The sequence below is a fragment of the Alteromonas sp. MmMcT2-2 genome (genome assembly GCF_022348305.1).
Taxonomy (GTDB): domain Bacteria; phylum Pseudomonadota; class Gammaproteobacteria; order Enterobacterales; family Alteromonadaceae; genus Alteromonas; species Alteromonas macleodii.
This window is the reverse complement of the sequence record NZ_JAKRFA010000041.1, coordinates 1-14,780: the sequence shown is the minus strand read 5'-3', so window position 1 is coordinate 14,780 and position 14,780 is coordinate 1. Positions and strand designations below refer to the sequence as shown.

The 14,780-nt window shown below is 44.2% G+C and carries 13 protein-coding genes and 1 tRNA gene; 5 read left to right on the top strand and 9 right to left on the bottom strand.

Features of this window, described 5'->3' with window-relative positions; translation table 11 throughout:
• The first annotated feature begins 85 nt into the window (after positions 1-85).
• The 3 genes from MHM99_RS17490 (at position 86) to MHM99_RS17480 (ending at position 3,762) form a co-directional block, all read left to right on the top strand.
• Positions 86-1,714, top strand: coding sequence for a diacylglycerol kinase family protein (locus MHM99_RS17490; RefSeq protein ID WP_239220224.1), 1,629 nt, complete (start codon positions 86-88; stop codon positions 1,712-1,714).
• Positions 1,715-1,721: 7 nt separating this feature from the next.
• Positions 1,722-3,077, top strand: coding sequence for an NADP-specific glutamate dehydrogenase (gene gdhA / locus MHM99_RS17485; RefSeq protein WP_239220223.1), 1,356 nt, complete (start codon positions 1,722-1,724; stop codon positions 3,075-3,077).
• A gap of 229 nt (positions 3,078-3,306) precedes the next feature.
• Positions 3,307-3,762 (top strand): hemerythrin domain-containing protein, encoded by a 456-nt coding sequence (locus tag MHM99_RS17480; RefSeq protein ID WP_049587787.1) that lies wholly within the window; start codon positions 3,307-3,309, stop codon positions 3,760-3,762.
• 160 nt (positions 3,763-3,922) lie between these two features.
• Here MHM99_RS17480 and MHM99_RS17475 read toward each other — a convergent pair whose 3' ends face one another.
• The 9 genes from MHM99_RS17475 to rlmE form a co-directional block, all read right to left on the bottom strand.
• The gene (locus tag MHM99_RS17475; protein ID WP_014949371.1) at positions 3,923-4,081 is read right to left on the bottom strand and encodes a YqaE/Pmp3 family membrane protein; all 159 of its coding nucleotides are present in this window, start codon (positions 4,079-4,081) and stop codon (positions 3,923-3,925) included.
• Between the two features lie 193 nt (positions 4,082-4,274).
• Positions 4,275-6,569 carry a GGDEF domain-containing protein gene (locus MHM99_RS17470; RefSeq protein ID WP_239220222.1) on the bottom strand — a complete coding sequence of 765 codons (2,295 nt, stop codon included), beginning with the start codon at positions 6,567-6,569 and terminating at the stop codon, positions 4,275-4,277.
• A gap of 235 nt (positions 6,570-6,804) precedes the next feature.
• Positions 6,805-6,890: transfer RNA gene (locus MHM99_RS17465), tRNA-Leu, on the bottom strand.
• Positions 6,891-6,899: 9 nt separating this feature from the next.
• Complete coding sequence (gene secG, locus MHM99_RS17460) at positions 6,900-7,313, bottom strand: preprotein translocase subunit SecG (protein ID WP_039232721.1); 414 nt, start codon at positions 7,311-7,313, stop codon at positions 6,900-6,902.
• 10 nt (positions 7,314-7,323) lie between these two features.
• Positions 7,324-8,067: a triose-phosphate isomerase gene (gene tpiA / locus MHM99_RS17455; protein ID WP_039232718.1), complete on the bottom strand. Its 744-nt coding sequence runs from the start codon at positions 8,065-8,067 to the stop codon at positions 7,324-7,326.
• A 96-nt stretch (positions 8,068-8,163) separates the two neighbouring features.
• On the bottom strand, positions 8,164-9,507 hold the full coding sequence (gene glmM, locus MHM99_RS17450) for a phosphoglucosamine mutase (protein ID WP_168533487.1): 1,344 nt from the start codon (positions 9,505-9,507) through the stop codon (positions 8,164-8,166).
• Positions 9,508-9,516: 9 nt separating this feature from the next.
• A complete protein-coding gene (folP, locus tag MHM99_RS17445; RefSeq protein WP_168533489.1) occupies positions 9,517-10,341 on the bottom strand; it encodes a dihydropteroate synthase in 825 nt (274 codons plus the stop codon).
• 340 nt (positions 10,342-10,681) lie between these two features.
• A complete protein-coding gene (gene ftsH, locus MHM99_RS17440) occupies positions 10,682-12,628 on the bottom strand; it encodes an ATP-dependent zinc metalloprotease FtsH (RefSeq protein WP_014949365.1) in 1,947 nt (648 codons plus the stop codon).
• Positions 12,629-12,729: 101 nt separating this feature from the next.
• Positions 12,730-13,359 carry a 23S rRNA (uridine(2552)-2'-O)-methyltransferase RlmE gene (gene rlmE / locus MHM99_RS17435; RefSeq protein ID WP_014949364.1) on the bottom strand — a complete coding sequence of 210 codons (630 nt, stop codon included), beginning with the start codon at positions 13,357-13,359 and terminating at the stop codon, positions 12,730-12,732.
• Positions 13,360-13,454: 95 nt separating this feature from the next.
• On the opposite strand from rlmE, the gene yhbY reads away from it, so the two are divergent.
• Positions 13,455-13,748, top strand: coding sequence for a ribosome assembly RNA-binding protein YhbY (gene yhbY, locus MHM99_RS17430; protein WP_014949363.1), 294 nt, complete (start codon positions 13,455-13,457; stop codon positions 13,746-13,748).
• Between the two features lie 114 nt (positions 13,749-13,862).
• Positions 13,863-14,639, top strand: a complete 777-nt coding sequence (locus MHM99_RS17425; RefSeq protein ID WP_168533492.1) for a 3-hydroxyacyl-CoA dehydrogenase — start codon at positions 13,863-13,865, stop codon at positions 14,637-14,639.
• Positions 14,640-14,780: the final 141 nt, after the last annotated feature.

The following is a 14,780-nucleotide window of genomic DNA, read 5'->3' as shown; positions in this document are numbered from 1 at the left end:
GCGACAAAAGTAAACGAAAACGCTCTAGTGTAAGTATAGATGCATAGACTGTTTGCTCTTTCCAATTACAAAGGATGTATTAATCGTGAAAATGGTGAAGTATTACGTACTTGGTGCATTAGTGGCGTTAGCACTAACGTTGACCGTGCCAGTGATATTATTAAAAGTGGTATTTGGTTGGATTGCATTTTCCCTTATTGCCGTAAGCAGCGCCTATTTGCTCAACTATCCAAGCCTGTTTCGCAAACGTGAGGATGGCTCAATACCATTCTACATACGCTGGATTTTTGTACCTTTTTTACTGGGCTCTTGGCTTTACAATGAATTCGCACGGAGAACGGATAAAGTCCCCCCCCTACAAAAAATTGAGCCGCACTTATTCCTTGCGTGCCGCATGTCGGGAAAACACGTTAGCCTTTTAAACGAAAACAACATTGATGCCATTCTTGACGTAACCGCTGAATTTGATGGACTGGATTGGACGGCATATCAAGAAGATTACCGCTATTTAAACGTACCGGTACTCGACCATACCAGCCCCACTCCTGAACAGCTTGTTTTAGCAATAAATTGGTTAAATCAGCAAATTTCTGAAAAGAAAAATGTTGTTGTGCATTGTGCGCTTGGACGAGGTCGCTCTGTTCTGGTGGTTGCAGCCTATTTGCTGGCCAAAAACCCTACGTTGAGTGTAGATGATGCATTACGTGAAATTAACCAGATACGCCAAACAGCAAGGCTCAACAAACGTCAATTAGCATCGCTGCAGCAGATTAGAGATGGTGGCTTACTTTCACTACAAAAAAATCTAACCCTTATCGTTAACCCAGTTGCCGGGGGCGGTAAATGGGAGCAATACCGAGATGACGTTCTTTCTCGATTAAATGAAAAATTCAAAGTGACCGTGAAAGAAACCACACCTGAAGTAGATGGTAAGGCACTAGCAGAAAAGGCAAAACAAGACGGCGCCCACATTATTGTCGCATGCGGCGGCGATGGAACGTTAACTGAAGTCGCCTCGGCTTTGGTCAACACCGACGTTACCATGGGGATTATCCCTTTTGGTACAGCAAACGCACTGAGCCAAGTGTTGCATGGCTACATTAGTAAAGTCATGCCTATTAGTACAGCATGCGACATCATTATAGAGGGCAACACCTTAGCCATAGATACCGCGACCTGTAACGACCACGTTATGCTTTTGGTAGCAGCAGTTGGCTTCGAGGAAAAAATGATTTCGGCCGCTGATCGCGACGAAAAGAATGTAGGCGGCCAGTTTGCCTACCTAAAAGGGCTATGGAACGCGATTTCAAATAATGAAAACATGACGTTTAAAGTAGCAAAAGACAACCAGCCAGCTGAAACCTTAGAAACGCCGAGCTTTGTTATTGCAAACGCAGCCCCAATGACCACAGCACTTGCTCAGGGCGCAGAGCCGCCCGACATCACCGATGGGAAGCTTGATTTGACCTGGCTATTACCTCAGCCCAGCTCTGATAAACAATTCGCATCGTTAGCAGAGCTAGTGCTAAGTCCAGCTGAAGCAAAAAAGCAATCTGAATCAATACGGCACGAACGCGCATCAAGCATAACGTTATCATTTGATAAGCCCACGGCGTATGCTGTCGACGGCGAGATCTTCGAAGGCGAAAAGCTTGAGATAAAAACATGCCCTCGAAGCCTTAACGTTCTCACCAATTTTGAAGAAAAGGATTAAGCAGTACATGACTCAGAAAAGTAACTTTGAAGAAATCTATACCTTTCTTAATGAGAAGTTTGCTAACGAAACGGAATATCTACAGGCGGTGCACGAAGTATTAGAAGATATTGTTCCTATTCACACTGCAAACAAAGACTACAAAGCGTTCGATATTATAAGACGCATTTGCATGCCTGAACGCATTATTTATTTTACCGTGTCGTGGATGAACAGTGATGGCAATATTGAAGTCAATCAAGGTTGGCGTGTACAGCACAATTCAGCCATGGGTCCTTACAAAGGTGGCTTGCGCTTTCATCCTACCGTCAACTTATCGGTGCTTAAGTTTCTTGCTTTCGAACAGTGTTTCAAAAATGCCCTGACCGGCTTACCCATGGGTGGAGGTAAAGGCGGGTCAGACTTTAACCCCAAAGGGCGTACTGATCGCGACATTATGTTGTTTTGCCAAGCCTTCATGCGTGAATTACAGCGACATATTGGCGCGAACACCGATGTACCTGCAGGTGACATAAACGTCGGCGCGAGAGAAATAGGGTACCTTTATGGCGAATATCGCAGGCTAAACAATAAGTTCGAAGGCGTATTAACTGGTAAAGGCTTAGAATTTGGTGGTAGCTATGTACGTACTGAAGCCACAGGCTTTGGCTTAATTTACTTTTTAGAAGCGGTATGTCGACATCAAGGTACTCCAATTGAAGGCAAAACCATTGCAGTGTCTGGAGCCGGAAACGTAGCGTTGCATGCTGCACTTAAAGCGGTAGAGAAAGGCGGAAAAGTTATTTCGCTGTCTAATAGCCGAGGGCTTTTACATAATGAGAATGGGTTAACTGATACCGCGTTTAAATGGGCAATCGACAACCATGCAAACCGCAACAATATCCTTGCTGACATGGCAGATGAAAACATGGGCAAGTGGATAGCTGATAAAAAGCCTTGGCATTTAAAATGCGACATAGCACTGCCTTGCGCTACGCAAAACGAACTACTTGAAGAAGATGCAAAATCACTGCTAGATAACGGCTGCCAAATGGTACTAGAAGGTGCGAATATGCCGTGCACAAATGAAGCGCAGGCTTTGTTTTTAGACGCCCAAATTGCATACGTACCAGGCAAAGCATCAAACGCTGGCGGCGTTGCGCTATCGGGCTTAGAAATGAGCCAGAACGCCATGTTCAATCAACGTAACGCAAGCGCACTCGATGAACAGCTCTATTCAATTATGGAAAGCATTCATCAGCGCTGTGTTGATGAGGGTAAATCTGAAGGCGATGCTGGAAGCAGCTACGTTGATTATATGAAAGGCGCCAATGTAGCAGCATTTCGTAGACTCGCTGACGCCATGGTCGCACAAGGCGTGTAGCGCATATCCCATCTCCCTCTTTCGGTAAATTCACGGACTTACTGCCGTGAATTTATCGGAAACTGACTTGTAAAATTTGCGTTATCCCCTTTCCCAATTCAATGACTCTGTGTCACTTCATTTGAAATTTCTTATAAAAATCAGCGCGTAACAGATATTCCATTCATGGAATAAAAATAGCATTACCACAGGTGTGATTCATTTTTTAGGTATTTATAAGGAACTACCCATGAAAATTTTTGAAGCTTTGCGTCAAGACCATGAAAAGCAACGTTTACTGCTTAAAATACTAGCTGAAACAAGCGGAAACACTGCTGCGCGCCGTGAATATTTTCAAGAGCTTAAGACACAGCTTGAAAGTCATGCCATCGCTGAAGAACGCCATTTCTATTCTCATCTTCTGGAGAAAGATGCCACTGTAGATTTAACACGTCACGGCATTGCAGAGCATCACGAAATTGATGAGCTACTCGCAAAGCTCGATGATACGGATATGAGTTCACCAGCTTGGTTGCGTCATTTGAAAACACTTCAGGAAAAGGTGGAACATCACCTTGCCGACGAAGAACAGGAATTCTTCCAAGTTGCAGGCAATGTACTTAATGACCGCCAAAAAACAAAACTTGCAGATGAATATCAAAAAGAGATGAAGCAAGAGTTAGACGACGAAAAGCTCACCGCCTAACATGGGATATGTCACGTTGCCGAAATCGTCCTATTCGACAAACGTCTCACGTAAAAAGCCAGCTATTAAAGCTGACTTTTGTTTATTTCATATTTGGTTGCTGTACTCGCGACGACTATGCAATTTATTGCATAGCCGCCAATACAGCGTTTTTCATCACCTACTTTTTAGCGATGATGTAAACAGCGTGAATAACACCTGGGAAATAGCCAAGAATAGTTAAAAGGATATTAATCCAAAAGTGAGCACCGATACCCACTTGTAAAAATACGCCCAGCGGTGGAAGTAAAATCGATAAAAGTATACGAATGATGTCCATAATAAATTCCTTGTTTTTGAAGTAATTTCACAACTCAGTGGGCAAAATACTCACACTTTGGCGAAGAAATCAGGCCCGCAGAGCGTTTTGCACGCTTCATTATTAGTTTTGCATTTACGATGCCATGTCGCCAAATACTGCGGCAAAGGCATAGTGATTACTGTAAAACGATAAATTAAATTTGAAGAAATAGCTATTCACCGAAAAGCGTATTTTGAAGCCAGTCTTCAAGGTCTGAACGACTAAGTGGGCGACTAATGTAATAACCTTGAACGATATCACAGCCCCAGTCCTTTAAGATTTCAAGCGACGCTACGTCTTCAACACCTTCAGCCACAACCTTTAAATTAAACACATTCGCCAAACTCAGCACGGTATGAACAATTTGCTGGTCGTTTTCATCACTCGCCAGCGACAGAATAAAACTCTTATCAATTTTAATCGTTTTTACGGGCAAGTTTTTTAAATAGGCTAACGATGAATAGCCTGTACCAAAGTCGTCGATGGCGAAATGAAAGCCCCGCGCCGTTAGTTCATTCAGGTTCTCTATAGCAAGCGACGCGTCAGCAACTAAATCGCTTTCTGTTATTTCAAGTTCCAGAGCTTCAGGTGACAGGCCTTCCTGAGTTAAAAGCGACACCAGCTTCCCTAGAAGTACCTTATTTTGAATATCCTGAGTAGATAAGTTCATCGCAACGGTGAACTTATACCCCATGCCTCTAAAATAAGCTAAGTCTGAAATGGTTTGCTTCATTACCCAAGTTGTAACTTGCTCAATTAACCCTGCTTGCTCAGCAATGGTAATAAACTCATCAGGTGGAACAAAGCCCAGAACACTATTATTCCAGCGAATAAGCGCTTCCATGCTGCATACTTTCATAGTCTGCAGATCTATTTTTGGCTGGTAAACCATAGACAGTTCGTTTTGCTGGCTAGCCAGTGCACGTTTTAGTTCAGTGGTAATTGATAGTCTGCGATTGTATTTATCTTCTAGTTCTGTCCTATAGCGAACGCACCAGCTGTCACTGTGTATCGCTTCATCAGTAACAATATTCATTTTTCTGAATAATTCTTTTGATGTTGTTGCATCTTGCGGGCACTGGATAACCGCCATGGCGACTTTTACTGGAATTGTAATCAGGTTACTTTCCACTGGCTGCTCTAATATGTGCTTAAGCGTTTCGAGCTGGTCATCATTAAGTGAATCTTGCGTAATATATAAAATCTCACCGCCAGCTAATCTTGCGGATGTACCAGGCCAACGCTGAAGCCTCTCGGCAAGCGCTTTCAGTGTATTATCGCCGTTAGAGTAACCGTAGAGGTCGTTAATGGTTCGAAATCCGATTACGGTAATGGCAACAACCTGTAACTCTCTTTCTTCTTGAAGTTGTGACTCAAAGAAGCCTTCAACATAGTTCCGATTGAAAAGCCCGGTAAGCACGTCGTGTTCTGCTTGATAACGAATATGATTTTCACGGCTTTTAATACTTGCTTGCATGCTGTCGACTGCGTTGGCAAGTTCGGTAATCTCTTTGAGGTTCGACGGTGCGTCAAGGGTTGCGCCATAGCTTCCTGACGCGACCTTATTCACTGCTTTTACCAAGGTAGACACTGGTCGACTCACGTTCCTGGCAAGCAGCAGAGAAAGACCCAGAGCAATGAATATTGCGACTAAGCAAAATGCCAGAATCGTCAATTGAATACGTGTGAAAGCACTAAATGAAGACGTTGTATCTACAGCTAGAGTTATCTTAACCGGCAAATTGCCATCAGAGGCGATATTCACCTCACGGGCAAAGTAAGTAAGCTCGTCTTTAAACGTTACATCTATCCACGAGGGGTCGTGTTCTGACGCGAGGATCCGTTGCGCATCATTTTCTTTTAAGGTAGTCGTAAGAACGTCATTGGTATCAGTTCTTGAGATAATAATTTCAGCGTCTACGAGCGCTTTTAGCTCTTCTAATAATCTGCTATCAAACTCAACGCCTATTAGCATGTAATATCTAAGCGTAGGTATTTCTACGCGAATTAGATTTAACTGTACTAATTTGTTATCGACTACGAAGAAACCACTGTCTTTCCCTTTAGCAACCAATGCAAGGCTACTTTCCACATTTTGACCGACTTCGAATAGGTCTGTACGCGTTACAACTACTTGATGGTCTAGACTTACCAGAGCGATGATATCGGTGTTTAGTCGCTGCGCGTAACTGGTAAACGCCGCTTCAATAGAAGGTATATTCTCTGTGCCAACCGCACGCCTGAAATCAAATGAGCGAGACAGTACTTTTGAAACGTTGCGTATGACAGCTTGACGATCCGCAACCACTTTATCGAATACTTTCTCTGCTAAAACAATATTGTGGTCAATGTTTTGAACAACGAGAGTATTGGCTGAGCGCCACACTGCTCCAATTATCAGAAGTGATGCTATCACAATCCCTATGAATAGGGTTTGGAACAAACTCTGACTAAGTGTTTTTTGCACTATAGTGCCTCGTAAAAATTGTTTTGTTTATGTCGCAGACAGTATGACTAAGTATTGAAAAGCATAGCCGAATAATAAAAATAGGAACAGACATAACATCCTGTAAATTTTAGATTTTAACGCTTTGTTACAATTAACAAGGCCAATTAAAAGTGAGCGTACAGGGTCACCTTAACAAGAATTTCACGGTGTAAAAACAGAAAAGGCCAGCATTGCGCTGGCCTTTACATTTATTTGGTGCGGAAAGCGGGACTTGAACCCGCACGAGCTATGCTCACCACCCCCTCAAGATGGCGTGTCTACCAATTCCACCACTTCCGCGAATACTTTTTAGTTTGAACCTTCAGCGTCGTCAGACTTTGGTACGTCTGTTACATCGCTTTCAACAACAGGAACATCACTTTGAGCTGCATCTTCAATAACTGGTACGTCTTGATCAGCTGGTAGCTCTACTGGCTCTTCTACTGCCGCTGGAACTTCTAGGTTGTTCCACTCATCTTCTGCGCTTTCACGGTTTGCAGTCATTGCACCCAAAGAAAGGCTAATTAAGAAGAACAAGCCTGCTAATATAGCGGTCGTACGAGTCATGAAGTTACCTGAACCTGATGAACCGAAAACAGTGTTTGAACCGCCTGAGCCAAATGAAGCGCCCATATCTGCACCTTTACCTTGTTGGATCAATACAAATCCAATAAGTAATAGCGCTACAATTAGGTATGCTACTAATAGCACTTCGTAAATCATAAATACCTCGTCAGTTTGCCGCTTGGCAAATTGAAATAAAATCTTCAGCTTTTAAACTGGCTCCGCCAATTAGACCGCCATCTACATCTTTCTGTGCAAATAGGGTTTCAGCATTATCTGGCTTAACACTACCACCGTACAAAATACGAAGGCCTTGAGCCAATTGTGCGTCTACTTTATTAAAGTAGCCGCGAATAAATTCGTGTACTTCTTGTGCTTGCTCAGGGCTGGCTGTTTTACCAGTACCAATTGCCCAAATCGGCTCGTATGCAATAACAGTTTTGCTGAGTTCGTCTATCGACATGGCGCTAACTAGTGCATCTAGTTGCTCGCCAACAAACGATTCAACATCACCTGCTTCTCTCACTTCAAGTGGCTCACCTACACAAATGATGGGTACGACACCTGAAGAAACACATTGCTTTGCCTTTAATGCAACAAGTTCGCTTGACTCGCCTTGGTCTTCTCGTCTTTCTGAATGCCCAACAATTGCGTAACCGCAACCTGCTTCTTTAAGCATTTCAACTGACAACTCACCAGTGTGAGCGCCGTTATTAAGATGACTTACGTTTTGAGCACCAATGGCAAACGAATGGGTTTCAAATGCGTGTAAAAGAAGTGAAGGAGCGCAAATTACGATTTCCGAATCAGCTTTTACATTCGCCAGTTTTTGATTAAATTCAGCAACTAATGCCAAATTTCCGTTCATTTTCCAGTTGCCAGCCACGAATGGCTTTCTAAGATTTTTACTCACAACGCAGACCTTAGCCCTGTCTTCAAAGCGGGCGTGATATTAACTATTTAATTGAGAAGATACAAGCACAAAAAGCAAAATTTCCTGCTACGCCAACTAATTGGCGAGATTACGAACAGTTTCAGCAATATGCTCTGCCCATTTGTGAGATTGGCTTTCGTCATTCGACTCAACCATCACACGAATTAACGGCTCAGTACCACTTTTACGTAGAAGTACCCTGCCCGTTTTACCTAACGCAGACTCAGCCTCTTTCTTAGCATTTTGTACATTGCTGTGTGCTAAATAATCCACTTCTTGGTTAGCGTACCTCACGTTAACTAGCGTTTGCGGGTACATTTCAAACCCACTTGCTAAGTCGTGTAAGTCCATGTGCGAACGAAGCATTGCGGCAAGCACTTGAAGCCCAGCTACAATACCGTCACCCGTAGAGCTCATATTAAGATTGAGAACATGACCCGAGTTTTCACCGCCAATAGACCAGCCTTTTTGCTGTAGCAGCTCCATCACATAACGGTCGCCAACATTACTTCTTGCGAAAGGAACACCAAGCTTTGACAACGCATTTTCAAGGCCTAAATTGCTCATCAACGTGCCAACGACACCCCCCTGCATTTTGCCGTTCTTAAGCGCGTCGCGGGCAATGATGTAAACAATCTGGTCACCATCAAGCACATTACCAAGGTGGTCTACCATCATAATGCGATCGCCATCGCCGTCTAGGGCAAAGCCAAGATCAGCGCCGCTCTCCTTAACCTTTTCAACAATCGCATCCATTGAGGTTGCGCCCACACCGTCGTTAATGTTTAAACCGTTGGGCGCTGTACCAAGTTCGATAACCGTAGCACCTAACTCTCTCAATACATTGGGGGCAATGTGATACGTTGCGCCATGTGCGCAGTCCACAACAATTTTAAGATCTGTCAGCGATAATTCTGAAGGGAATGTCCCCTTACAAAATTCAATATAACGACCCGCAGCGTCGTTTATACGCGTAGCCTTACCCAGCTTATCAGATGCCACACATGTCATTGGACGCTCAAGCATATCTTCAATCGCTAACTCGATATCATCATCAAGCTTAAAGCCTTGCGCTGAGAAAAATTTAATGCCGTTGTCATAAAACGGATTATGTGACGCACTAATCACTATCCCTGCTTCTGAGCGAAATGTTTTGGTGAGATAAGCAATGGCTGGCGTTGGCATGGGGCCAAGCAAGCCGATATTGATACCAGCAGCTGATAAACCAGCCTCTAAAGACGACTCTAGCATGTAGCCAGAAATACGCGTGTCTTTACCAATAAGTACTTTGTTCGTCCCTCGTCCGGCAAGGACCTTACCTGCTGCCCACCCGAGTTTTGTAACAAACTCTGGGTTGATATTGCTCTCGCCTACCTTTCCGCGGATACCGTCGGTGCCGAAATATTTGCGCTGCGTCATTATTATTCCTTATTTTACTGAATTCAGCATTTTCACGATATTGACAGCATCAGCTGTTTCTTTCACGTCGTGAACGCGAATTATCTGTGCGCCCATTTGGGCGACAATTGTAGCGAGGCTTATGCTTCCCGCCAAGCGCTCATCCACTTTTCTATTTAGCAAATTGCCAATCATCGACTTGCGAGACATGCCTACTAACACTGGGTAACCCAGCTTCATAAGCGATGGCAAGTGTTTCACCAACGTATAATTATGTTCCAGTGACTTTCCGAAACCGTAGCCAGGGTCGAACAAAATCTTATCTTTAGCAATGCCCGCTTCTTCACACACTTTGGTACGCGCGAGTAGAAACTGCCCCACATCATTCACTACATCATCATACTCAGGGCTTTGCTGCATGGTTCTGGGTTGCCCCTGCATATGCATTAAACAAACAGGTACTTGTGCTTCAGCTGCTACTTGCAATGCACCAGGCTCTTGTAACGCGCGTACATCGTTAATTAGCCCCGCGCCGGCTTTCACCGCTTCCCGCATAACGTCGGCCTTGCTGGTATCAATAGAAATAACACATGAGGTATTTTTAGCTACGGCTTCAATAACGGGTATTGTGCGATCAAGCTCTTCCTGCAGCGATACGTCGGGCGCGCCTGGCCTTGTCGATTCACCACCTATATCAATAAAAGTTGCCCCTTCATCAATCATGCGAAGCGCATGGTCAAGGGCTTGAGATACATTTGTGTGCTTGCCGCCGTCAGAAAATGAATCAGGAGTAACATTTAAAATGCCCATTACCTGAGGCTGTGACAGATCTATGAAGTACTTACCAAACTGCATGAATTACCTGCATTATCTTTATTTTGAAATTACCGTATTTCTTAGTCAGAAAATATGTTGAGAAATGAAGCTTTAAAGCAAACTGATTTTGACCCGCTGTCTTAGCAATGAAACCTACTTAAAAATGCATGCTCTTTGCCTTGTTGCTTGCTGAATTCTTTGGTTAGTTCTTCGCCGTGTTTTTTTCATTGTTCTTTGCAAAGAACAATGTAGAACGTAACGAAATAAATAACTCAGCTAACACAGTGACATAAACTGTAAGTCAAATTCCCAGATTAAAATCAATCAGCTCTAACAAAAAACGCCAGTTAAACTGGCGTTTTTTAATGGAAGTAAAAGGTTAGCTTGGAATATCGCCCGGCTTACCTACCGACGGCTTGTCTACACCGTCATTTTTAATTTCACCTTCGCGAACCGGTGCACCACCACTTGGCTTGTCGCCACCCGATGGCTTGCTGTCATCCCAGTCAGCAGGAGGACGAACGTCAGTGCGGTTCATCAGATCATCAATTTGCTTAGCATCAATGGTTTCGTACTTCATCAGTGCGTCTTTCATTGAATGTAAAATATCGATGTTGTCTTCAAGGATCTTTTGAGCACGCTCGTAGTTGCGGTCAATCAGTGACTTAATTTCCGCATCAATGGCACGTGCTGTGTCATCAGACATGTTTGTTGCCTTAGACATAGACTTGCCTAGGAACACTTCACCCTCGTCCTCAGCGTAAAGCATTGGGCCCATTTTGCTCGACAAGCCCCATTGGGTCACCATCTTACGTGCAATTTCAGTTGCGCGTTCGATGTCGTTAGATGCACCCGTGGTTACTTTGTCGTCGCCATAAATAATGGCTTCAGCAATACGCCCACCAAACAAGCTAGAAATCATACTTTCTAAGTGCTGTTTAGAGTGGCTCACTCGGTCTTGCTCTGGTAAGTACATGGTCACACCCAGCGCGCGACCGCGTGGAATGATTGACACTTTGTATACCGGATCGTGCTCTGGCACTAAGCGACCTACGATAGCGTGACCCGCTTCGTGATACGCAGTCATTTCTTTTTCAGGCTCAGACATCACCATAGACTTACGCTCAGAGCCCATCATGATTTTGTCTTTCGCTTTCTCAAACTCTTCCATAGAAACAAGGCGCTTGTTGCCGCGAGCAGCGAACAATGCAGCTTCGTTTACTAGGTTAGCAAGGTCAGCACCTGAGAAGCCTGGTGTACCACGAGCAATAACTGACGGCTCTACGTTATCAGCCACTGGCACTTTGCGAATATGAACCTTAAGAATTTGTTCACGGCCGCGGATGTCAGGAAGACCAACCACTACTTGACGGTCAAAACGACCAGGACGAAGAAGCGCAGGGTCTAGTACGTCAGGACGGTTAGTTGCCGCAATAACGATAATACCTTCATGACCTTCAAAGCCGTCCATTTCAACAAGCATCTGGTTAAGGGTTTGCTCACGTTCGTCGTGACCACCACCTAGACCAGCACCACGTTGACGGCCTACCGCATCGATTTCATCGATGAAAATGATACAAGGCGCCGCTTTTTTCGCTTGCTCAAACATGTCACGTACACGAGATGCACCTACACCCACGAACATTTCAACGAAATCAGAACCAGAGATCGTAAAGAATGGTACTTTCGCTTCACCGGCAATGGCTTTTGCAAGCAACGTTTTACCTGTACCAGGAGGACCTACCATAAGTACGCCCTTCGGAATTTTACCACCAAGCTTTTGGAACTTAGACGGGTCGCGCAGGAAGTCTACCAATTCAGATACATCTTCTTTCGCTTCGTCACAGCCTGCTACGTCAGCAAATGTTGTCTTAATTTGGTCTTCACCAAGCAAGCGAGCTTTGCTTTTACCGAATGACATAGCGCCACGGCCGCCGCCACCCTGCATTTGACGCATGAAGAAAATCCATACACCAATAAGCAGTAACATGGGGAACCATGAGATGAAAATAGACGTCAGAAGAGACTGCTCTTCTGGTGGTTCACCGTACACTCTTACGTCGTTCTTAACCAAGTCAGATACTAACTTGTCATCGAAGTAAGGTACGAATGTTTGGAAAGTTTCGCCTGAACGCTTAGTACCTCGAATTTCGCCACTATTATTGATGCGAACTTCTCGAATATTTCCCTGTTCTGCTTCTCTCAAAAACGTTGTGTAGTCAGTTTGCGAACGAGACGATTCACTCGGTGAAAAGCTCTGGAAAACCGACATTAAAACAACGGCGATGACTAACCATAAAATTAAATTTTTTGCCATATCGCTCAATGCTACTAACCTCTATAAACCCGAATTGCTTGTATATTCAACAAGTTGTTTATTGAATAAACGACACAACTCGCAACGAAAACCGCTTATCTCAAAGCGTACTACACTTTATACCCACAAGCCACCAAATACACCTCTCGCGAACGTGATCTGGACGAGTCAGGCTTACGCGTCTTTATGGTTGTGAAAGATTGTTTAAGTGCGTTCATGAACTCAACAAACCCCTCACCTTGGAACACCTTTATGACAAACGAACCACCAGGCTTTAACACTTGGTGACACATATCAAGCGCTAGTTCGCAAAGATACATAGAGCGAGATTGGTCAACCGACGCGTTACCTGCAAGGTTCGGTGCCATATCAGACAACACAATATCTACGGTGTTCCCACCGATTCTGTTCAATAGTGCGTCGAGAACAGCGTCCTCTCTGAAATCACCTTGTAAAAAGTCTACGCCCACGATTGGGTCCATGGGCAAAATATCGCACGCGATAACTTGACCATTGTCGCCAACGAGCTGTGCGGCTAGCTGTGACCAGCCCCCCGGTGCAGCACCAAGGTCTACAAGTGTCATTCCTGGTTTAATAAGCTTATCTTTTTTCTGAATTTCTTCCAGTTTATAGATAGCTCGCGAGCGCCAACCTTCCTTATTTGCTTTTTGCACATAATGGTCGTTAACGTGTTCTTGTAGCCAGCGTTTACTGCTGGCGGAGTGTTTCTTTTTTGTCATTCCAATACAATGTCATTAGGATTGTAGAGAAGATGGCGTTAGAATACGTTATTTCAAGCATAAACTAACAGATTAATTGTAAGAAATATTACTTCATGAAACTTTCAAATAAACAGAAACAATTCCTAAAAGGCCTTGCACACCCTTTAAAACCTGTTGTGCAGCTAGGTGGGAACGGCCTGACAGAAGGTGTTGTTGCCGAAATTGACAACGCCCTTAGCCATCACGAATTAATTAAAGTTAAGGTGCCAACAGACGATCGCGAAGAAAAAGCGCTAATCATGGATGCCATTGTTCGTGAAACAAACTCAGTTAAGCTACAGGTAATCGGCCACACGCTAATTATCTACCGTCAAAGCGAAGACTGTAAAATTCAGTTGCCAAAATAGCTGCAAAATAACCGAATATAAGGTGCCGATCCCCGTCGGCACCGTAGTTTTTCTTCTTACTTCCCGTTAACATCACTTTAATAATAGTGAAAAACTAGGGTTTAAGGGAAATCTATGACGCTAAATAATCTTACTGCCATTGTTACTGGCGGTTGTTCCGGACTTGGTCACGCCACTGCTATCGCACTTCGAGATGCAGGTGCTAACGTCAGCCTTTTCGACTTAAATGAAGAGCTTGGCGCAAAGCGCGTAGAGGAATTAGGCAAAAACAACACACTTTTCACCAAAGTCGATGTACGCGATGAAGCTTCTGTTCAAGCAGCTATAGACGCGACAACCGAAAGGTTTGGCGCCATTTCTCTAGTGGTTAATTGTGCAGGCATTGCCCCAGCTAAGCGACTACTCGACAAAGAAGGCAATCCGGCGCCGTTGGGTGATTTCCAGAAAACTATCGATATTAACTTAGTAGGAAGCTTTAATGTTTCTCGCTTAGTTGCAGCAACGATGGCAAAGCAATCGCCAGTTAATGAGGAAGGCGAACGCGGTCTTATCGTAAACACTGCTTCAGTTGCTGGTTACGAAGGTCAAATAGGGCAAACCGCTTATGCCGCGAGTAAAGGTGGTATTATCGGCTTAACCCTTCCAATGGCTCGAGACTTAGCCCCGTTGGGTATTCGTGTTAACACCATTGCGCCGGGTGTAATGGGCACGCCAATGCTACTTGCTATGCCAGAAAAAGTGCAAGACGCCCTTTCTGCTAACGTTCAGTTTCCTAAGCGCCTTGGGCTACCAGAAGAATTTGCTAAGTTGGTTATCCATATGGCGAACAATAGCTACCTAAATGGTGAGACAATCCGCTTAGACGGCGGGCTGCGCATGCCTCCAAAGTAGTGATTAAGTACATTAATAATTTAATCAAAAAAACCGCCTTTCTGAAGTGACCCCCATTAGTTGGACATTCCAATTATTGGGGGTCTTTTTATGTCAAAACACAATAGAGCGTTTAAAATAAAGCTCGCTCAGCTAGTCGAA

Excerpts from the sequence above, each read along its gene's own strand:
- gdhA (WP_239220223.1), top strand. The coding sequence starts at position 1,722 with ATGACTCAGAAAAGTAACTTTGAAGAAATCTATACCTTTCTTAATGAG.
- MHM99_RS17480 (WP_049587787.1), top strand. The coding sequence starts at position 3,307 with ATGAAAATTTTTGAAGCTTTGCGTCAAGACCATGAAAAGCAACGTTTA.
- MHM99_RS17475 (WP_014949371.1), bottom strand. The coding sequence starts at position 4,081 with ATGGACATCATTCGTATACTTTTATCGATTTTACTTCCACCGCTGGGC.
- secG (WP_039232721.1), bottom strand. The coding sequence starts at position 7,313 with ATGATTTACGAAGTGCTATTAGTAGCATACCTAATTGTAGCGCTATTA.
- glmM (WP_168533487.1), bottom strand. The coding sequence starts at position 9,507 with ATGACGCAGCGCAAATATTTCGGCACCGACGGTATCCGCGGAAAGGTA.
- folP (WP_168533489.1), bottom strand. The coding sequence starts at position 10,341 with ATGCAGTTTGGTAAGTACTTCATAGATCTGTCACAGCCTCAGGTAATG.
- rlmE (WP_014949364.1), bottom strand. The coding sequence starts at position 13,359 with ATGACAAAAAAGAAACACTCCGCCAGCAGTAAACGCTGGCTACAAGAA.
- yhbY (WP_014949363.1), top strand. The coding sequence starts at position 13,455 with ATGAAACTTTCAAATAAACAGAAACAATTCCTAAAAGGCCTTGCACAC.
- MHM99_RS17425 (WP_168533492.1), top strand. The coding sequence starts at position 13,863 with ATGACGCTAAATAATCTTACTGCCATTGTTACTGGCGGTTGTTCCGGA.